The sequence below is a fragment of the Tenacibaculum sp. SSH1-16 genome, assembly GCF_040104435.1.
GTDB lineage: Bacteria > Bacteroidota > Bacteroidia > Flavobacteriales > Flavobacteriaceae > Polaribacter > Polaribacter mesophilus.
Genome location: NZ_JBECOV010000009.1, coordinates 82,933 through 102,507, shown reverse-complemented (window position 1 = coordinate 102,507; position 19,575 = coordinate 82,933). Strand labels below are relative to the sequence as shown.

At 31.6% G+C, this 19,575-nt stretch carries 19 protein-coding genes; 9 read left to right on the top strand and 10 right to left on the bottom strand.

What is annotated here, in order from left to right:
- Positions 1 to 8: 8 nt before the first annotated feature.
- Positions 9 to 1,304: a c-type cytochrome gene (locus ABMY20_RS11835; protein WP_047788298.1), complete on the bottom strand. Its 1,296-nt coding sequence runs from the start codon at positions 1,302 to 1,304 to the stop codon at positions 9 to 11.
- 217 nt (positions 1,305 to 1,521) lie between these two features.
- On the opposite strand from ABMY20_RS11835, the gene ABMY20_RS11830 reads away from it, so the two are divergent.
- A complete protein-coding gene (locus tag ABMY20_RS11830; protein ID WP_073182519.1) occupies positions 1,522 to 1,884 on the top strand; it encodes an SPOR domain-containing protein in 363 nt (120 codons plus the stop codon).
- Between the two features lie 76 nt (positions 1,885 to 1,960).
- Here ABMY20_RS11830 and ABMY20_RS11825 read toward each other — a convergent pair whose 3' ends face one another.
- Positions 1,961 to 3,859, bottom strand: coding sequence for an amidophosphoribosyltransferase (locus ABMY20_RS11825; protein ID WP_047788296.1), 1,899 nt, complete (start codon positions 3,857 to 3,859; stop codon positions 1,961 to 1,963).
- 79 nt (positions 3,860 to 3,938) lie between these two features.
- Positions 3,939 to 4,865, bottom strand: coding sequence for a PfkB family carbohydrate kinase (locus ABMY20_RS11820; protein WP_047788295.1), 927 nt, complete (start codon positions 4,863 to 4,865; stop codon positions 3,939 to 3,941).
- Positions 4,866 to 5,057: 192 nt separating this feature from the next.
- Between ABMY20_RS11820 and ABMY20_RS11815 the strand changes: the two genes are divergently transcribed.
- The 7 genes from ABMY20_RS11815 to ABMY20_RS11785 all read left to right on the top strand — a co-directional run bounded on the left by ABMY20_RS11815 (position 5,058) and on the right by ABMY20_RS11785 (position 10,315).
- Complete coding sequence (locus tag ABMY20_RS11815) at positions 5,058 to 5,483, top strand: SufE family protein (RefSeq protein WP_047788294.1); 426 nt, start codon at positions 5,058 to 5,060, stop codon at positions 5,481 to 5,483.
- Positions 5,484 to 5,498: 15 nt separating this feature from the next.
- Entirely contained in the window at positions 5,499 to 5,819 is a 321-nt protein-coding gene (locus tag ABMY20_RS11810; RefSeq protein ID WP_047788293.1) for a DUF59 domain-containing protein, read from the top strand.
- Between the two features lie 53 nt (positions 5,820 to 5,872).
- Complete coding sequence (locus ABMY20_RS11805) at positions 5,873 to 6,655, top strand: hypothetical protein (RefSeq protein WP_047788292.1); 783 nt, start codon at positions 5,873 to 5,875, stop codon at positions 6,653 to 6,655.
- Between the two features lie 88 nt (positions 6,656 to 6,743).
- A complete protein-coding gene (locus ABMY20_RS11800) occupies positions 6,744 to 7,253 on the top strand; it encodes a DUF2480 family protein (protein WP_349265375.1) in 510 nt (169 codons plus the stop codon).
- A 33-nt stretch (positions 7,254 to 7,286) separates the two neighbouring features.
- Positions 7,287 to 8,237: a DUF3078 domain-containing protein gene (locus tag ABMY20_RS11795; RefSeq protein ID WP_349265365.1), complete on the top strand. Its 951-nt coding sequence runs from the start codon at positions 7,287 to 7,289 to the stop codon at positions 8,235 to 8,237.
- Between the two features lie 81 nt (positions 8,238 to 8,318).
- Positions 8,319 to 9,158: a DUF3078 domain-containing protein gene (locus ABMY20_RS11790; RefSeq protein ID WP_173359322.1), complete on the top strand. Its 840-nt coding sequence runs from the start codon at positions 8,319 to 8,321 to the stop codon at positions 9,156 to 9,158.
- Between the two features lie 83 nt (positions 9,159 to 9,241).
- A complete protein-coding gene (locus ABMY20_RS11785; protein WP_349265364.1) occupies positions 9,242 to 10,315 on the top strand; it encodes a CNNM domain-containing protein in 1,074 nt (357 codons plus the stop codon).
- A 76-nt stretch (positions 10,316 to 10,391) separates the two neighbouring features.
- Here the strand turns inward: ABMY20_RS11785 and ABMY20_RS11780 are convergent, their stop codons facing one another.
- The 7 genes from ABMY20_RS11780 to ABMY20_RS11750 form a co-directional block, all read right to left on the bottom strand.
- The gene (locus ABMY20_RS11780; RefSeq protein ID WP_047788289.1) at positions 10,392 to 13,136 is read right to left on the bottom strand and encodes a TonB-dependent receptor; all 2,745 of its coding nucleotides are present in this window, start codon (positions 13,134 to 13,136) and stop codon (positions 10,392 to 10,394) included.
- Positions 13,137 to 13,175: 39 nt separating this feature from the next.
- Positions 13,176 to 13,913, bottom strand: coding sequence for a TonB family protein (locus ABMY20_RS11775; protein ID WP_349265363.1), 738 nt, complete (start codon positions 13,911 to 13,913; stop codon positions 13,176 to 13,178).
- 109 nt (positions 13,914 to 14,022) lie between these two features.
- Positions 14,023 to 14,730 carry an energy transducer TonB gene (locus ABMY20_RS11770; RefSeq protein ID WP_349265362.1) on the bottom strand — a complete coding sequence of 236 codons (708 nt, stop codon included), beginning with the start codon at positions 14,728 to 14,730 and terminating at the stop codon, positions 14,023 to 14,025.
- Positions 14,731 to 15,087: 357 nt separating this feature from the next.
- Positions 15,088 to 16,287, bottom strand: coding sequence for a GTPase HflX (gene hflX / locus ABMY20_RS11765; RefSeq protein WP_047788288.1), 1,200 nt, complete (start codon positions 16,285 to 16,287; stop codon positions 15,088 to 15,090).
- 61 nt (positions 16,288 to 16,348) lie between these two features.
- Positions 16,349 to 16,912 (bottom strand): uracil-DNA glycosylase family protein, encoded by a 564-nt coding sequence (locus ABMY20_RS11760; protein ID WP_159610869.1) that lies wholly within the window; start codon positions 16,910 to 16,912, stop codon positions 16,349 to 16,351.
- Between the two features lie 337 nt (positions 16,913 to 17,249).
- On the bottom strand, positions 17,250 to 17,612 hold the full coding sequence (locus ABMY20_RS11755; protein WP_159509082.1) for a Na(+)-translocating NADH-quinone reductase subunit F: 363 nt from the start codon (positions 17,610 to 17,612) through the stop codon (positions 17,250 to 17,252).
- Entirely contained in the window at positions 17,612 to 18,970 is a 1,359-nt protein-coding gene (locus tag ABMY20_RS11750) for a DEAD/DEAH box helicase (RefSeq protein WP_159610867.1), read from the bottom strand. Before ABMY20_RS11750 ends, ABMY20_RS11755 begins: the two co-directional genes overlap by 1 nt.
- A gap of 68 nt (positions 18,971 to 19,038) precedes the next feature.
- Here ABMY20_RS11750 and ABMY20_RS11745 point away from each other — a divergent pair, with 68 nt between their 5' ends.
- Positions 19,039 to 19,500 (top strand): hypothetical protein, encoded by a 462-nt coding sequence (locus tag ABMY20_RS11745; protein WP_047788284.1) that lies wholly within the window; start codon positions 19,039 to 19,041, stop codon positions 19,498 to 19,500.
- Positions 19,501 to 19,575: the final 75 nt, after the last annotated feature.

Below are 19,575 nucleotides of genomic sequence, written 5' to 3'. Positions count from 1 at the left end.
TAAATTGATTAATAGTGGCATTTACCACACTCTTTTCCTCCTAATTGAGCAATAGTTACTTGCTCAACACCGTACTTCTTAGCTAGTTCTTCATGAATTTTAGCATAGTACTCATTACCTTTTAAGTCAACCTTAGTTTCCTTATGACAGTCAATACACCAACCCATTGTTAATGGCGAATATTGATATACTTCTTCCATTTCCTCTACTGGACCATGACATTTTTGACATGCAATTCCTCCTACAGTTACGTGCTGCGAATGGTTAAAATATGCGAAATCTGGCAAGTTATGAACTCTCACCCATTTAACCGGCTTAGTATTTCCAGTATATTCTAATTTTTCTGCATCCCAACCAGCTGCTTCATAAATCTTAGCGATTTCTTTATCTAAATCAGCTTTTACTAATGTATGATCATCCATCACAACTTTTGTATCGTCTGCTACTTCAGAAATATTTTTATGACAATTCATACAAACATTTACAGATGGTATACCTGAATGCTTACTATGTTTTGCTGCAGAGTGACAGTATTGACAATCTATCTTATTATCTCCTGCGTGAATTTTATGTGAAAAAGCTATAGGTTGAATTGGCTGATACCCCTCATCAACACCAACTTTAAACAAAGTTCCAAACAAGAAATAAGCAGCAATTAAAGCTCCAAAAATAACGGTTAACACTTTTAAGAAAGTATTCTGTTTAATTCCTTGCCACAACTCAGCAGTTTGCCCCATTAAACCTGGAGTTTTTGGAGCGCCTTTTAATTCACTAATAGTTTTTAACAAACTACCAATAATTAAGAATGCCACAACAATAGCTGCAGCCAATATATATATCAACCATTTTGGTGCCTGATCACCTTGAGATCCAACTCCTTCAATATCAGCTCCTGCTGCTGGAGTCTTCTTTAACTCACCAACCGTGGTATAGTAAAGGATATCATCAATGTTTTGATCCGATAACTGCGGAAAAGCAGTCATATTAGAACCATTATACTCTTCAAAAATCGCAATTGCTTCTTTATCTCCTGAAGCTCTTAAAGCAGCATTATCTTTTATCCATGCTTTCAACCATTCATTGGTTCTTCTCTCTTCAATCCCAGCCAAAGCAGGACCAACCAGCTTCTTATCTAACTTATGACAAGATGCACAAAGAGATTTAAACAATTTTTTCCCTTCTTTTTGACGCGCCTCATCAATATCTTGTGAAAACGCCGAAAAACTTACTAAGAAAACTAAAAAGAAAGCTAAACTCTTTGCTAGAGTTTTAGTTAATCTACTGTGATGATTCACACTTTTCATACTATAAAAATATAAGTTTTGTATCTATTTTGGTACAATTTTTTCTGTTACACTAATTTTAAAATTAGCACACAGAAAGTTGCACAAAAGTACTACTTCTGTCTAAATTGTGAAATGTTAAGAGAATCCTAATCTATAATTTATAACAATTCTAAATAACTAGCGTTAACAATGTATTAACTCACAAGTCATTACTTTTGTAAAAAGATTCATCAAAATGAAAAAACATAGCTTAATTATTACTTTTATATTTCTTGTTACTGCTTTTGCACTCAAAGCTAATGCTCAGGAAAAACTTACTGACAACAAGCACATTATTTCACTGATAGAAAAGAAAAGAACCTACAATAAGAGCAATGGAAACGGGTACAGAATCCAACTATACAATGGACTTGAAAGACGCGCTAGAAGCCTCCGTAATAGGTTTAAAGTTGAATACCCTGATGTTTACACAAAACTAATTTATAAACAACCTGAATGGAAAATACAAGTAGGAAATTATAAAACACGCTTACATGCTGATAGGGCTCTAAATGAAATCCGAGAAAAATTCTCTGGTGCCATTGTAGTACCTATGTAATTAAACATATTTTATCACATAAAAAAGAGTAATCGAACAAACGATTACTCTTTTTTATTTACTGGCTAATTAATTATTAATAAGCCCTCTTATCATTTCCTTCATAAAAATTGATAAATGCCTGATTTACCACCCTATGACCTCCATCAGTAGGATAATCTCCAGTAAAATACCAATCTCCTAAATTGTCTGGACAAGCTTTATGTAAACCACTTACTGGCTGAAAAATCACCTCGACATCAGCTTTTATCTCTGCAGTTTTTAACATTTGTGCAATCTTTGCAGAAACTTCTTCATCTGTAAAAGGTGCATAAATTTCCTTAACGTAGTTTATCACATCTTTATCTTCACTGTTTTCTTGTTGCTTACATTTTTGATACACTTCATCAACAATATGATACTGATTTGTTTCTTTTAACAATTCCAACGCAGCTTTAAAAGCAATAAAATCGTTAATCTTAGCCATATCAATACCATAACAATCTGGATAACGTATTTGAGGCGCAGAAGAAACTACTACTATTTTCTTAGGATTCAATCGATCCAAGATTTTAATAATACTTTTCTTCAAGGTAGTACCTCTTACAATACTATCATCAATAATTACTAAATTATCTGTTGGTTTTACAACTCCGTAAGTAACATCATAAACATGCGCAACTAAATCATCACGACTACTATCATCTGTAATAAAAGTACGTAGTTTAGCATCTTTAATCGCTATTTTTTCAAAACGTGGTCTTTTAGAAAGAATTTCAATTACTCTTTCTTTTGAAAGCTTTCCTTCACCCGCTAAAATTGCATCAGTCTTTTGCTGATTTAATACATCTTCAGCAGCTTCCATCATTCCAAAAAATGATGTTTCTGCCGTATTTGGTATGTAAGAAAACACTGAATTTTCTATATCACTATCAATAGATTTTAAAACTTCAGGAAACACATATTTCCCTAAGTTTTTACGTTCTTCATAAATTGATGCATCACTTCCTCTTGAAAAATAAATACGCTCAAATGAACATGCTTTTTTGGGACGCTGCTCTAAAATTGGCGACATTGTTGTCTCTCCATTCTTTTTGATTATTAACGCATGTCCTCTTTCAACCTCTTTTATTGACTCTATATCAACGTTAAAAACTGTTTGAATAACTGGACGTTCAGAAGCAACCACAACTACTTCATCGTCTTCATAAAAAAAAGCTGGACGAATAGCTGATGGGTCTCTCAACACAAACGCATCTCCATGCCCCAGCATACCTGCCATAGCATATCCACCATCCCAGTTTTTAGCCGAACGTTTTAAAATTCGTTGAATATCTAGGTTATCTTCTATGTAAGGAGAAGCATCCTTTTTATTAAATCCTTCTTCTTTAGCTTTCAAATATAAATCTGAAACTTCCGACTGCAGAAAGTGTCCTATTTTTTCTAAAATTGTTACAGTATCAGTAGACTCTTTAGGGTGTTGACCTAATTCAATTAAATCATTTAACAAATGTTTAGAATTAGTCATATTAAAATTACCAGCAACAATTAAGCTTTGATGTTTCCAGTTGCTTTGGCGTAAAAAAGGATGTACACTCTCTATAGAGTTTTTACCAAAAGTACCGTAGCGAACGTGCCCTAAAAATAAGTTTCCAATGTAAGGTACATTTTCTTCTTGCCATTTCACATCATCAACCTTATCTGGATTCTCTTCAAAAACTCCATTGATTCTATGATTAATTTTCCCAAAGATATCCTGGATTGGTTGTGATTGGTTGGAACGGATTCTGCTTATATATCTTGTTCCAGGCTCTACATTAAATTTTATACTTGCTAATCCAGCACCGTCTTGCCCCCGGTTGTGCTGTTTCTCCATTAACAGGTACATTTTATTTACACCATAAAACGCGGTACCGTATTTGTCTTTATAGTATTGTAATGGCTTCTTTAAACGAACCATTGCAATTCCGCATTCGTGTTTAATAGCGTCACTCATTTAATTTCAAGTATTTAGTTGTGTTGTAGTTTTGTGTGTTGTATAAAAAAATCCGCAGCAAAAAGCGCGGATTTATAGTTTATGATAATGCTATATCAAATTGTGTTAATTCTTTAAACGCTTTTAAACGCGCTTGTACCTCTTCGCTAGTTAATGCCTCCATACGCTGTGTTCCGAATTTTTCAACACAGAACGATGCTAAGTTAGATCCATATATAATTGCACTCTTCATATTTTCGAATGAAATATCTTCGGTTTTAGCTAAATATCCGCAGAAACCTCCTGCAAAAGTATCTCCAGCTCCAGTTGGGTCGAACACCTCTGCTAATGGCAATGCTGGTGCAAAGAACATATTTCCTTCATTGAATAATAAAGCTCCATGTTCCCCTTTTTTAATTACCACGTATTTTGGTCCCATTTCATGAATTTTCTTTGCTGCATTTACCAAAGAATATTCTCCACTTAACTGACGTGCTTCCTCGTCGTTAATTGTAATAACATCTACACGCTTTAATACTTCATGCAAATCGTTTAATGCTATATCCATCCAAAAGTTCATAGTATCTAACACTACTAACTTAGGTCTTTCATTCATTTGATCTAATACCGATGCTTGTGTTAATGGATGTAAATTACCTAACATTACAATTGGTGCATCTTTAAACGATTCTGGAACCACTGGTTGAAAATGTTCTAATACATTTAGTTCAGTTACTAAAGTATCACGAGAATTCATATCATTATGATACTTTCCACTCCAAAAGAAAGTTTTTCCTTCTTTTACGATTTCCACTCCATCAGTATTAATTCCTTTATCGTTCATCATATCTAAGTATGATTGTGGAAAATCTCCTCCAACTACAGAAACAACTCCTGTTTGCACTCCAAATTGTGAAGCTGCTAATCCTACAAATGTTCCTGATCCTCCTAAGATTTTATCAGTTTTTCCAAATGGTGTTTCTATAGCGTCAAATGCTACTGTTCCTACTGCTAATAATTTACTCATAACTCTACTTAATATTTCTTCAACTGAAGAAATGTATTTGTTTCATTAAGTCTTTATAAATTACTAAGACTTAAATTTTTACTAATTATACTCATTAAGGCTTAAACTCTCATGTCAACTGCCTTTTTTGTCGTAATTTTGCGTCTTTAATTAAAAACGGTCTTTTTGACTTTGCAAAAATAGTTTTAAAAAATGACTATCAAAGAAATACAAGAAGAAATTATTGACGAGTTTTCTATGTTTGAAGACTGGATGGAGCGTTATGAGTACATTATAGAGCTAGGAAAATCGCTACCTTTAATAAGTGAAACTTACAAATTGGATGAAAACCTAATTAAAGGATGCCAATCGAAAGTATGGTTACATTCTGAATTAAAAGGTGATACTATTGAGTTTACTGCCGATAGTGATGCTATTTTAACAAAAGGAATTGTGGCTTTATTATTGAGGGTATTTTCTAACCAAACACCTAAGGCTATTTTAGACGCCGATACTGATTTTATTGATGAGATTGGCCTGAAAGAACATTTAAGCCCTACACGTGCTAATGGTTTAGTATCCATGGTAAAACAAATTAAAATGTACGCAATTGCACAGCAAAGCAAATTAGCGAATTAAAAGAAGTTTAGAATTATGACTGAAGACAAATTAGAAGAATTAGGAGATAAAATTGTACGTGTATTAAAAACCATATATGACCCAGAAATACCTGTTGACATATATGAGTTAGGTTTAATTTATGATGTTTTTATATCAGAAGAAAATGATGCCAAAATATTAATGACATTAACTTCTCCTAACTGTCCTGTTGCTGAAACTTTACCTGTTGAAGTAGAAGAAAAAGTAAAAACTTTAAAAGAGATTAACAATTGCGAGGTAGAAATCACTTTCGATCCTACTTGGACTCAAGATATGATGAGTGAAGAAGCTAAATTAGAGTTAGGAATGTTATAGTGTGATATATAACTAAAATAACTATTTTCGCGAAAAATTTATTAAAAATAATCATGAAAAAGATCACACTTTTATTCGTTACTTTAGTAACGATTATCTCTTGTACTTCTGACAAAGAAATAATTGAAAAAGAAACACCTAAATTATTAAACAAGCAAGTAACTACAGAAAGCTACGATGATGATGGAGACCCAGACACTCCATTCGTGGAAAGTTCCAGAACTAGCACCTATCTTTACAATGACAAACACGAATTAATTAAAATAGTTCATGAATCGCCAAAAGAAAAAGAAGAAACCTTGTTTACTTATACAAAAGGGAAAATTACTAAAATAGAAGATATAGACAATAATGGAGAAACAGATCGCTATAGTGAATATGAGTACACTGGCAACTTACTTACTAAGCAAACAAACTATAATTCTAATGGTGAAATAAACAGTATTGAAAATTATGAATACAATTCTATTTCCAAAATACTTAAAACCACAAAGCAAGTCTTTTTTGACAGTAGCAATAATGTTTATGTAACAGAATATGAATACATATCTGATAATAAGGTTAAGGAAATTGAAGGAGATTCATATATTGTTTATACTTTTGACAATAAAAACTCCCCTCTTTTAAATATTGCTGGTATTAAAGCTATTTTAAACTCAAATTTTGAGGAGGGTGGAATACACAATGTGACATTATATGAAGAATTTGACAAAGACGATAATAAATTAGGCTCTTCCAAAACAATTTATAAATACGACTCTGATAATTTCGTTATACAAAAAGATGATTCAAGTAATGATTACTCATATATCGTAACTTACGAATACAATAAGTAAATCATTAGTGTTTTTTCAAAACAACAAAATCTTCATCTTTAAAATAACATTATAGATGAAGATTTTTTATTTTTACGGTAAAACAAACATGGCAGAAGAAATTATAAATAGAGTTGCTAATAGTAAGCTTACTACAATAGACCTTGAAGATTTTTACCCTGAGGGTAAACGTGTAATATTTGATATTAAGGATTGGTTATTTGAAGAATTAATTCTTCGTGAAAAAGATTTTAGAGAGACTGTAAAAAACCATGACTGGTCTCAATATCTAGATAGTTATGTTTCTTTAACTTGTTCTACTGACGCTATTATTCCTTCGTGGGCTTATATTTTACTAACTACTGAACTTACTCCTTTTGCTAAAAAGGTTGTTGTTGGGGACTTAATATTACTAGAAACTGTAATATATCAAGAGATAATTCAACAGCTTAACATCTCTAATTATAAAGACAAACCTATAATAATTAAAGGATGCTCAAATAAACCTATACCACCATCAGCATACACCTTACTAATTGAAAAAATTAAACCTGTAGCTAAAACCATTATGTTTGGAGAGGCTTGTTCAACAGTACCACTTTATAAGAGAAAAAAATAATTAGACTCGTATAATTCCTCAACTTAATCACAAATGAAAAAGCTGTTCTTAATCTTAATTTCTTGTTACTCCTTTTCTTTAGTTTCACAAGAAACTAAAAAAGATAGTATCTCAACTTTAGGTTTACAAAACTCCCCTTTAGACACTAGTTTTGCTTTCTACATATTTAACAAGCGAGTGTTTGCAGAGCCTTTAGTTAAGAAAAACCCACCAAAAAAATGGACTGTAACTGGAAAATACACTTTTCTTTTTAATCAATCATCTTTTTCAAATTGGGCAGCAGGTGGTAACAATACCGTTGCTGGAAATATGACACTTGGTTATGATTTCAATTACAAGAAAAAAAAATGGAATTGGGATAATAAAATAATATCAGCCTATGGATTAAGTTATATAGATGGTCAGGGGGTTAGAAAAACAGAAGATCAGTTTGAATACAATTCTCTTTTAGGGTTTAAAACTTCAAAATTGTGGTTTTTATCTTTTTTTAGTAACTTTAAAACACAGTACACCAAAGGTTATGATTACAAACAAGAACCTAAAGTAGCAGTTTCAGACTTCTTTTCTCCAGCATATTGGAGTTTTGGACCTGGTATGTTGTGGAAACGAAATGATGACGCTAGAATAAACATAGCTCCCGCAACTGCTCGTTATACTTTTGTTTCTGATCAATTTTCTGGAAAATATGGTGTAGATGAAGGTAAAAATACTAGCTTTAGTTTAGGTTTTAACCTTTCTGCTTACTTTAAGAGTGAAGTAATGGAAGATGTAACTATGGAAAGTATTTTAGCTGTGTATTCAGATTATTTAAACAAGCCACAAAACATTGATATTGATTATCAACTAAACATTATTGTTAAAATTAATAAAAATCTATCTACAAACCTCAGCTTACACACCATTATTGATGATGATGCTTCTAGTAAAATACAATTTAAAGAAGTTTTTGGTCTTGGTTTAAATTATATTTTTCATAAAACGTGACTTTTGTTATAACTACATTGTCTAAACCTTAAGTTAAGCGTACTTTTGCGCCCTCAAAAAAATTAATTTAAAACTAAAAAAATGAAAAAATTATTAGCTATTGCTGTTATGTTTGGAGCTTTAACAGCTAATGCTCAAGAAGAAAAAAAAGAAGAGCCTAAAGAAGGATGGAAAAGGAGTGGTAACATCTCTTTTCTATTCAATCAGTCCGCTTTTAATAACTGGTTAGCTGGTGGAACAAATAATATTTCTGGTACCATTGGGTTAAATTATGATTTTAATTACACCAAAGGTGACTGGACTTGGGATAATAAACTAATTGCTTCTTATGGTTTAACAAAGTTAAAAGGAGAAGCAATGCAAAAAACAGATGACCGTTTAGAGTTAAACTCTTTATTAGGTAAAAAAGCTAGTGGATATTGGTATTATTCTGCTTTTTTTAACTTTAAGACTCAAATGTCTTCTACATATGTTTCTGGCGAGCAAACATCTCATTTCTTTTCTCCTGCCTACTTCCAATTTGGACCAGGTATGTTATGGAAAAAACACGACAATTTAAAAGTAAACATCGCTCCTGCAACTTCTAAACTAATTTATGTACACAAACACCTAACAGACTTAGGACCTGCTTTTGGAGTAGAACAAAACGAGACTACTCGTTATGAACTAGGTGCTGCGGTTAATGCTTACTATAAATTAGACGTTATGAAAAATGTGTCTGTTGAAAATATACTAAACTTATACAGTAACTACTTAGAAGATTTTCAAAATGTTGATATAGATTACACTGTTAATGTGGTAATGAAAGTTAATAAATATCTTTCTGCAAACCTTTCTATGCAAGCTATTTATGACGACAATGCTTTCAAAGGGTTCCAAACTAGAGAAGTGTTTGGTCTAGGAGTAAATTACGGCTTCTAAAAAATAAAACATCAAGGTAAAACCTCAAGAACGTGTTCTTGAGGTTTTCTTTTTTACGTATTTTAGCCTAAAAATTTTAACAAATGACTTTATTAATTGTTTACGCCACCTTATCTATATTTTTCTCTTTTTTATGCTCCATACTAGAAGCTGTACTATTAAGTGTAACTCCTACCTTTGTAAATGTTAAAAAGAAAGAAGAGAAAGCTTATGCAAACGATCTTGAAACATTAAAGAAAGATGTAGACAAACCTCTTATTGCTATTTTAACTGTAAACACAATTGCTCATACCGTAGGTGCTATACTTGTTGGTGCTCAAGCAAAAAAAATATTTAGTGATGAAGGAAACGGTGTTTTTATCGTTTCTGCTATAATGACAATTTTGATTTTAGTTGCCTCTGAAATTATTCCTAAAACCATTGGTGCTACTTACTGGAAGTCATTAGCTGGCTTTACAACTAAAGCTTTAAATGTGCTGATTTTCTTTTGTAAATACACCGGTATTATATGGATACTTCAATTATTTACTAAACTATTTGGTAAAGGAGCACATGGAGAAAGTGTTTTAAGTAGAGAAGACTTTTCTGCAATGACAGATATTGCTGAGCAAGAAGGTGTTTTTCATGAAAGTGAAGGTAAAGTAATTAGAAACATGCTTAACTTTAAAGAAGTTCAAGCTAAACATATTATGACACCTCGTACAGTACTTACTACTGCTGATGAAAACCAAAGTATTGAAGCTTTTTTTAATGAAAACAGGCCTTTACGCTTTTCTAGAATACCTGTATATGCTGAAAATCCAGATAATATAACTGGATATGTTCTAAAGGACCAATTATTACTTTCTTTGGTTGATAATAAAGGAAATGAACCTTTAAAAACAATTAAAAGGGAAATTATAATAGCCAGTAGAGAGTTATCTATTCCTAATTTATTTGAAAAACTAATTGAACAAAGAGAACATTTAGCTTTAGTTGTAGATGAATATGGAGCTGTTAACGGTTTAGTAACCCAAGAAGATGTTATAGAGACTCTTTTAGGTTATGAAATAATGGATGAGAGTGATAACGTTGCTAATTTACAAAGCTTAGCTAGAAAAAGCTGGGAACAACGCGCTAAACGACTAGGAATTATTAATGATTATGAAAATGAATAATAACTTTAGTCTATAAAATAAAAAAGAGGCGTGAACAAATTCACGCCTCTTTTTTATTTTATAATTTAAACTATTTCTAGTCATTAATTGTCCAAGAAATGTAATATAAAGAACCTATTGCTCCAGCCCCAGGAGCTATAAAATACTCCTTACCAGTAAGGTTTGTACCACCTATTTTAAATCTTGATTTAATTGCTGGTACTGTATAATTTATTTGAGCATCTATTACTGTTCTAGCATCTACTAATCCCTGTAAAAAAGAAGATTGCCAATAGTATTCATCTTGCCAACGGGCATTTATATTAAACCCAAAGTTTTTAAATAAATTTGGATGACCAAATTGAACTTTAACCTTATGTTCCGGTGTGTTAAATGCCGGCTCAAAATCTGGATCAGAAGTTTCTTCAAAATCAAATTTTGCATAGTTATAGCTCAAACCTAAATCAAAGCCTTTAAAAACCTTAGTTGACATTCCTACACCTACACCATACGAGGTAACATCTGCCTTAGAGTTTGTGTTTACTGAGAAAGCTGTTACATCATTATTTTGAAGCGCTAATAAAGCTTGAGCATTTGGAGTTCCATCTGCATTAAACCCTCCATAATGAGGAACAAGAACATCTTTAATTGCTGTAAAAGATTCATAATTGTTATAATACCCATTTACATCTAATTCTAAAATTTTATTGGAGCTTAAATTAACAATACTTCTATACCCTAATTCATATGAAATTACCTTCTCGGGTTTGATTGTGGTTAACTGAGATTTTACAAGGTTTCCTCTGTCTAATTCAGCTCTTGAGAATGAATTTTCAAAAGCATCTCTACCTGTTAAGGTATTACCTCCTCCAATATTAACAATGTAACGATCTAAGTTTTCATCAACTCCTCCTATTAAATGACCTGTACCAATTGGAAGTCCAAAGTACTGCTCTTGTAATGTTGGGTTTCTAAATCCTGTTTGATAAGAGGCTCTAATTACATGATCTTTATTTTCACCTAAAGCATAATTTAAAGACACCCTTGGAGAATAGTTACCTTTAAAGTTTGTCGATTTATCATAACGAATCGAACCTGTAAACTTCAGTCTTTCTTCTAAAAACTTCTTCTGTAACTGAGTATAAACACCAAATTCATCAAAAGAAATTTTAGAATTTGCGTCTGTAAAAACAGAACCTTGAGAATTTAAATTAATTTTTCTATATGAACCACCAATTTGGATTTCACCAAACTTAATTATATCACGGAAATTATAGTTACCATCTGCATGGTAATATGACGTTTGGTCTGTTAATTTCGCTCCTCCTTCAGGAACTGTTTTAGAAGCTACATCATTAGCCGCTGCATTAAACTCTACTGAACCAGGTTCAAAACGTCCTATATTAGCAAAGTCTCTAGCTTTTCCATGGCTCCTTCCTTGTGTTAGATAAGCATTTAGGTAATCTCCAAACCAATCTTTATCACTCTTCCAAGCCCTGTTAATATTAATTGCTTTAAAACGAGAATCAAAATAGTCTCCTGAATCATTTGCTGAATAGTATCCTCTTAAGAAAAAGTTCTTTCCTAAGAACTCTAATCTATGTTGCTCAAACGAAAATCCGTCTTGAACATATCTATTAGCTCCTTGATAAATATTTTTTCCTCTTGCAAATCTTGAATTCCAAATAATTTCTAAATTTTCATTCTCCCAAGGACGGTAATGCAAAGAAGCATCAAACTTTAAACCATTTGAGTCATAATCTACTAAACTTGATTCATCATAACCTGTTCTTGTTATTTTTTCATCAGGTAAACTGTTTATGATTGCCGGGGTAATTAAAGGGTTTGTTTTACTTGCCTCAGTTGCAATTTGTTTTAAAGTAGCTCCTACTTCGTCTCCATACACGTTTATACCATCATATCCAGGTAAAGTTCTATCTCCACCAATAGCAACTCCACCTATTCCTGTAGAGTTCCCTGTATTATTCGCATGCCATTCTTCTGACTTATAATAGGTTAAATTAACCTTACCTGCTATCTTCTCATTAAATTTATAGGCCATACGAATACCAAAATCATAAAAAGGATTATTTCCTGCCGCATCTTGTGATGTGAATCCTGTTTTAAAATAAGTGCTAATTCCTGAATGTTTAAACGGGTTCTTGCTTTTAAGAAGCATAATTCCATTAAATGCATTTGCTCCATATAAAGCAGATGCTGCACCTGGTAAGACTTCAACGCTTTCTACATCTAAATCAGACGTACCTGCTAAATTCCCCATAGAGAAAGTTAATGCAGGAACCGCAGTATCCATTCCATCAACCAACTGTACAAAACGTGTATTTTCAAATGAAGAAAAACCTCTTGTATTAATTGACTTGAAACCATAACCACTTTCTCTAAGGTCTATTCCTTTTAAGTTTGCCATTCCATCATAATAGGTTACAGAAGTATTCTTTTTTATATCATTTATACCTATTCTTTCAATAGTTACTGGCGATTCAATAACTCGTTCTGGAGATCGAGATGCAGAGATTACAACTTCATCTAATGCTGTATTTTCTTTTAAAATTATATTTATTTCTTGCTCTTTAGAAGTTACTTCAATTAATTCTGTTTTGTAACCGAAAGCTGAAACTTGAATTATAAAAGGGTAATTTGATTTTGTAGCTAATATGAAAGTTCCATCAGAACTCGAAGTAGTTCTATCACTTCCTATTAGCACTACTGCATTGGAAAACGGCTCTAAATATTCATCGTAAACCTTTCCGTTTATTGTAGTTTGCGCATATATTGACACACCACAAATTACCAAAAACATGGTTAGTAGTTTTTTAAACATATTGTTTATTTTAATTATTTTTATATTGAGTTACTTATGTTATTCATCAAGAGCGAACATGATTGGGAAACCATATTTTACAGATGTTTCTCCTCCTGATTTTTTTGCTGGAATAAATTGTGGCAATTGAGATACCACTCGAACAGCTTCATTATTTAATAATTCTCCATTTTTAGGTCCTAAAGTTTTAATATTCTTAACCTGACCATTTTTATCAATAATAAAACGCACCCAAACTTCTCCTTGTATAGATTCTTTTACTGCTTGACTAGGGTATCTAAAATGTTTTTGAATGTGTTTTACCATTTCTATATTAAAGCAATCTAACCTTTCGTTCTTTTTTGCTTTTTTACATGCAGTAAACAGAGGTATTTTGTCTACAGTAGAGAACTTTTCTGCTTTTCGTACTTCTTCTGCTGATAATTTACTTGTTAAGTTTTCAAGGTTACTTTTAAAAGTTAAAGGTTGTTTACTTAACTCTGTTTGCGAAGTTGTACTTTTTATTGCTGCCGTTCCTGCTCCTGACAAATTTGTAGCATTTGAAACTACTTTCTTTTTCGAAATTTCTCTCTTTTTTAAATACCTTCTATTGGCAGATACTTTTACAGAGATTTGTCTTGTTCCTTTATTTTTTTTGTCTTTTGGAGCAATAGTACATTTTGTTATACTATTTAAATCTACTAAAGACTCTTCTGGCGTCTCACATACTTCTCGTTGCGACATTACATTGGTTACATAAAAGCAAACTAACGTAATTAATAAAATAATTTTTCTCATGCCTTAAAGGTTTAACATTTTTCCAATCAAACAATTACACTTGTTACTCATGAAAATTTGGCATGCAAAGGTATTCTTTTTTTTACATAAAATAAACTATTTTAACACTCTAATAATCAGAACTGTTTAAACTAAAAATCATAGGAAAGCGATATAACACTCTAGTATTTTTGCTTTGTTGTTTTCCTGGAATAAAATCAGGTAATAGTAGTACAATTCTTTTTGCTTCTTTTTTTAATATTTCAGGCACATTAATTCCTTCTGTCTTAACCTCAGTCACCTTACCCATTTCATTTATAACAAAACTCACTAAAACTTCTCCTTCTAACCCTTTTTCTATAGCTTCTTCTGGATAAACTAAGGTGGTCATTATATGGTCTTGCATTTTATAATTAAAGCAATCTTCTTTTTCTTTTAATGATTCTTTGCATGACAAGAATGCAGGAATTTCTTCAACCACATCAAAAGAAATTGATTTTTTTGTTGTTTCTTTTATAATAGGGTAAACATTTCCTAAACTACATTCAGCTAGCTCATTTAATGTATTTAATCTCTTTAAACTTTTTGCTTCAATACCTTCTGCAAAACTAATTACTTTCTCAAAATAAATACGTTTTCTTATGTGCCTTCTACTAGGAATAGTAGTTACTATAACTGAAGCTTCTGTATTATTGCTTTCTACTTTCTTTTCTGCTAAACACTTGTGAACTATATTTACATCTACTGAATGAATACTTTCAGATGTACATTTCTCTTGCGCACTAACAGCTTGCATACTGAAATACAATAATAAGAGGGGGATTATTTTTTTCATCATGATCTATTCAGGTTAATACATGATAACTCAAAAAGAGTAAACACTTCATTTAACTATACATACTTTGTAAGTAAAGATTATAATTACTAGGTATGGCATTATACTAATAAAATTAATTACGTTAAGGCTTTTAATTTATTGTTAGTTAATAAATATGAATAGAATCGTCTAAATTTTGTTTGTGAAGTTTTATTATTTTTCATTTTCAGGGGGATAAAATGGTTAAAAATATAATTTACAATGCTTTATAAAACACATAAAAAGCAACATTAGGGATTATAAATATAACAAAAAAGAACTTAAAGTTTTAATTATTTAAGTCCTTTTTAAGTTATGTTTGCGTTTTTTTACTGTAAACTAATATTCTTGATATAGAAAATCATTATATGGAAAACGTTGAATATGTATTTTCTTTACCTCCTCATATACTTTCTCTTTAAAATTTTCTAAATTATCTTTATTTAAGGCTGAAATAAAAATACTTTCCGTTTCTAAGTCATTCATCCAGGTTTTTTTCCAGTCCTCTAATGTATAATGTTCTTTTGTTTTTTCTGTTATCAAATCATCTTCATCAATAGTTTCATGAGTATAAGCGTCTATTTTATTAAATACCATAACTGTCGGCTTATCTTTACTATCTATTTCATCTAAAATTTTATTTACAGAAGCTATATGATCTTCAAAGTTTGGATGTGAAATATCTACGACATGTAATAATAAATCTGCTTCACGAACTTCATCTAAAGTAGACTTGAACGACTCTACTAATTGTGTTGGTAATTTTCTAATGAACCCAACGGTGTCTGTCATTAAAAAAGGAATATTTTTTATTACCACCTTTCTAACTGTAGTATCTAATGTTGCAAACAGTTTATTCTCTGCAAAAACCTCACTTTTACTAACAACATTCATCAAGGTAGATTTACCAACATTGGTATATCCTACCAAAGCAACACGCACCATTTTTCCACGATTTTTTCGTTGTATGGACATTTGCTTGTCAATAGTTACTAATTTCTTTTTTAGCAACGAAATTTTATCTCGAATAATACGTCGGTCAGTTTCTATTTCTGTTTCTCCTGGACCACGCATACCAATACCTCCTTTTTGCTTGTCAAGGTGTGTCCACATTCTGGTTAATCGAGGTAATAAATATTGGTATTGTGCTAATTCTACTTGAGCTTTTGCTGAGCTTGTTTGTGCTCTACTTGCAAAAATATCAAGTATTAAGTTGGTTCTATCTAAAATTTTACAATCTAAAAAACGTTCAACATTTCTAAGTTGCGCAGGTGACAGCTCATCATCAAAAATAGCTGTTCCAATATCATTGGAATCTATATACGCTTTTACATCTTCTAGTTTACCTGTTCCAATAAAAGTTTTTGGATGGGGTTTATCTAATTTTTGAACAAACCTTTTTACAGCTACTCCTCCTGCTGTAAGTGTTAAAAACTCTAGCTCATCTAAATATTCTTCTGATTGTTTTTCATCTTGATGCTGGGTTATAATACCTATTAAAACCGCTTTTTCTGATATGGCTTCTCTTGTTTCTATCATACATTGCAAAAATACAAATTTATCAATGCATGTATTTAACTTTCTTTTAGTATTAAAATCACTATATCAGCTTTTTTACTGTGATTTTCAATATGGGTAAAACATCTTTTTCAAACCATGAGTTTTTGGTTAACCAAAATCGATTTCTTGGGGATGGATGTGGTAATACAAAATAGTTAGGCAAGTATTCCTCAAAAGTATTCACTGTTTCAGTGAGTGTTCTTTTAGCTTTTCCTTTTAAGTAATAGTTTTGAGCGTACATTCCTATTAAAATAATCAATTTTACCTCTGATATTTCTTTTAATAAAGGTTGATGCCACTGTGGAGCGCATTCTTTTCTTGGTGGTAAATCTCCTGATTTTCCTTTTCCTGGATAACAGAAACCCATAGGTATTATTCCAAAGTTATTGGTATCATAAAACTCCTTATCAGTAACACTCAACCATTTCCTAAGCTGTTTTCCACTAGCATCATCCCAAGGAATCCCAGACTGATGTACTTTGGTTCCAGGTGCTTGACCTACAATAATGATTTTGGATTTTTTACTAGCAAGAACTACAGGATTGGGTTCTATATATTTCTCACAAATCTTACAGTTTTTTATTTCGTTTAACAGATTCTCCACACTGTAAAGTTACTATTTATGTATAAAAAAACACTCGTTTACATCATAAAACGAGTGTTTTTTAGATTCTAACTATTTAAACCTTAATTATTAATTGCATAACTAGCACCATTACCTAAATCTGATAAAAATGCCATAATAGTTTTTATTAATTTTTTTCCTTTTTGGGTTAGTAGTTGTCTTTTCATTTTTTTAGATATTTTATTAATTTCCCTGAGGTAAAATTAACATACAACTACCTGATATTTAACAGGGTTTATACCCTTTCCAACCTACAAAACCACTCTTTTTCCTTCAGTTAAAAAAGGAGATTAGCACCAAAAATTAGTAAAAGGTTTTATAAGATTTTTATAAAATCATCAAAAGCAACATAATAGGGTTTGTCTTTAAACACAGGCAAATCTACACTTTCTGCATTTGCTATACCTATGCCAGCATACCAAACCTTTGCATTTTGTTTTTCTGCGTGTTTTTTAAAAGTTTCCATCCACAATACATCATATTCTTGGGGTGACTGTATGTTGTTCGTAGTTTTTACTAATACAAAAATGGTAGGCTCTCCTTTTTTAAACAACACAAACTGTGGATGCTTTTTCAACTCGCTATTTATTGCAACAAATTCATATCCCATTTCTTGCAGTTTTTTACCCACAATATTCATTCCTAAATTGTGAAGTTCTTGCTTAGTAAGTTCTTGCATTATTTACGTTTCTTATTGCGTTTGTTATAATTTTTATCTCCTCTTGTTTTTGGCTTTTTGTACTTCTTGGCAAGCTCTCTTCTATAAGAACCTCCTTGGTTTGTTTTTTTATTCTTTTCCTTTTTCTCGTGAAAAGCGGGACCTGGAATATATTCTTGAGAAGTTCTGTTTTTATTTACTTCTCTTTCTTCTTTCGGACGTTCTTCTTCCGTTAATTGCTTGGTTATTTCAACTTGTTCTGGAATTTCTTGCTTTGGAATTGTGTAATCCATCAATTCCTCAATTCTTTGTTTTGCTTCCTGCTCTTTTTCCGTAGCAAATAAAATTGCTTTTCCCTCTCTTTCTGCACGACCTGTACGACCAATTCTGTGCATATAGTTTTCGGGGAAGTGTGGCACATCAAAATTGATTACATGTGTTACTTCTTCTAAATCTAATCCACGTGCAATTACATCGGTAGCTATTAAGATTCGTTTTTCTCCTTTGTTGAATTGTTCTATAGAGCGCAAACGGTAGTTTTGTGTTTTATTTGAATGAATTACACAGGCTTGTGATGGATATTCTTCGGCTACACAATCAAATAGTCTGTCTGCATTTCTTTTATTAGGTGCAAACACCAATACTTTACTAAACTCTGATTTATCAAATAATAAATAGTTTAATAAGTTGACTTTTGTATAAAAATTAGGAACATCATAGCTTATTTGCTGAATGTTATCTAATGGTGTTCCACTTACTGCAATTGCTATTTTATGTGGAGCAATAAAAAAATCATCAATTAATGTTTCAACATCCTCCGTCATCGTTGCTGAAAACATGATATTTTGACGTCGTTGTGGTAACAAATCAAAAATGTTTAACAACTGAAAACGAAAACCCAAATCAAGCATTACATCTACTTCATCAATGACTAATTTTTGAATAGACTTTAATTTTAATACGTTACTTAACGCTAAATCGTACAAACGTCCTGGTGTGGCAACAATAATGTCAGCTCCTTGCATTACTGCTTCTTTATGGCGATTTAAATTAACTCCACCATATACACCTACAGTTCGTAAAGTGATGTATTTAGCTAGCTTTTCTATCTCTTCTACCACCTGAACCACTAATTCTCGTGTAGGTACTAATATCATCACCCTTGGGTGTTGTTGTTTTGAAAACTTTAAATCACGTAATATTGGGAGTAAGTACCCAAAAGTTTTACCTGTACCTGTTTGTGCAATCCCTACCACATCTTTTCCTGAACGAATTACAGGAAATGCTTGTTCTTGAATAGGTGTTGGATTTACGAAACCTAATTCTTCAATTGAATTTCTTAGTGGATTTGATAAGTCTAAATCTTGAAAGGTCGTCATTAACAATAATTTGATGCAAAGGTACAACCAATATTTTGTATATTTAAGGGAGTAAATCCTTTTTGATTATGGAAATACCTAAACGATTAGAACAAGCACTTATAAAGCTTTATAATGCTTTTCACAACGATGAATTGAACCCTGAATGTTGCTCAGCATGTGCGGTTGGAAATATATTAGACAATCGAGATAGTTGGAAACATCTCACGAATGATCATGGCTCATTGCAACTAAGCTATGTGGGTAGGGTTCATCAAAATTTAGGTAGAAAATTTAATGGTTACACTCCACTTGAATTACTACAGATTGAGAGGGTGTTTTTAGAAGCATGCGGTTTTACTGTTCCTTTATGTCATTATAATCCAAAACCTCAAAATCCGACCGATAAAGAGAGGTTATTTAATGGTTTATGCGCTGTAGTTTCACAACTATGTAAACTCGAAGGAATAGCTAACGTTATGGATTATGCTAGAGTTTTTGAATATGATAGCGACAACCCTGTATATAAGTTTGATATAATTTATGAATAACATTATTTTACTAAAAATGTTGTTTTGCTTTCATGATATTTAAATCTTCTCTTATTAAAGAATACTATCTTTTTA

What these genes read in the sequence shown, in the direction of transcription:
- ABMY20_RS11810 (WP_047788293.1), top strand. Translation starts at nt 5,499, where the DNA reads ATGACTGAAGACAAATTAGAAGAATTAGGAGATAAAATTGTACGTGTA.
- hflX (WP_047788288.1), bottom strand. Translation starts at nt 16,287, where the DNA reads ATGATAGAAACAAGAGAAGCCATATCAGAAAAAGCGGTTTTAATAGGT.
- ABMY20_RS11775 (WP_349265363.1), bottom strand. Translation starts at nt 13,913, where the DNA reads ATGAGAAAAATTATTTTATTAATTACGTTAGTTTGCTTTTATGTAACC.
- ABMY20_RS11780 (WP_047788289.1), bottom strand. Translation starts at nt 13,136, where the DNA reads ATGTTTAAAAAACTACTAACCATGTTTTTGGTAATTTGTGGTGTGTCA.
- ABMY20_RS11785 (WP_349265364.1), top strand. Translation starts at nt 9,242, where the DNA reads ATGACTTTATTAATTGTTTACGCCACCTTATCTATATTTTTCTCTTTT.
- ABMY20_RS11815 (WP_047788294.1), top strand. Translation starts at nt 5,058, where the DNA reads ATGACTATCAAAGAAATACAAGAAGAAATTATTGACGAGTTTTCTATG.
- ABMY20_RS11800 (WP_349265375.1), top strand. Translation starts at nt 6,744, where the DNA reads ATGGCAGAAGAAATTATAAATAGAGTTGCTAATAGTAAGCTTACTACA.
- ABMY20_RS11835 (WP_047788298.1), bottom strand. Translation starts at nt 1,304, where the DNA reads ATGAAAAGTGTGAATCATCACAGTAGATTAACTAAAACTCTAGCAAAG.
- ABMY20_RS11825 (WP_047788296.1), bottom strand. Translation starts at nt 3,859, where the DNA reads ATGAGTGACGCTATTAAACACGAATGCGGAATTGCAATGGTTCGTTTA.
- ABMY20_RS11820 (WP_047788295.1), bottom strand. Translation starts at nt 4,865, where the DNA reads ATGAGTAAATTATTAGCAGTAGGAACAGTAGCATTTGACGCTATAGAA.
- ABMY20_RS11755 (WP_159509082.1), bottom strand. Translation starts at nt 17,612, where the DNA reads ATGCAAGAACTTACTAAGCAAGAACTTCACAATTTAGGAATGAATATT.
- ABMY20_RS11745 (WP_047788284.1), top strand. Translation starts at nt 19,039, where the DNA reads ATGGAAATACCTAAACGATTAGAACAAGCACTTATAAAGCTTTATAAT.
- ABMY20_RS11830 (WP_073182519.1), top strand. Translation starts at nt 1,522, where the DNA reads ATGAAAAAACATAGCTTAATTATTACTTTTATATTTCTTGTTACTGCT.
- ABMY20_RS11790 (WP_173359322.1), top strand. Translation starts at nt 8,319, where the DNA reads ATGAAAAAATTATTAGCTATTGCTGTTATGTTTGGAGCTTTAACAGCT.
- ABMY20_RS11750 (WP_159610867.1), bottom strand. Translation starts at nt 18,970, where the DNA reads ATGACGACCTTTCAAGATTTAGACTTATCAAATCCACTAAGAAATTCA.
- ABMY20_RS11805 (WP_047788292.1), top strand. Translation starts at nt 5,873, where the DNA reads ATGAAAAAGATCACACTTTTATTCGTTACTTTAGTAACGATTATCTCT.
- ABMY20_RS11795 (WP_349265365.1), top strand. Translation starts at nt 7,287, where the DNA reads ATGAAAAAGCTGTTCTTAATCTTAATTTCTTGTTACTCCTTTTCTTTA.
- ABMY20_RS11770 (WP_349265362.1), bottom strand. Translation starts at nt 14,730, where the DNA reads ATGATGAAAAAAATAATCCCCCTCTTATTATTGTATTTCAGTATGCAA.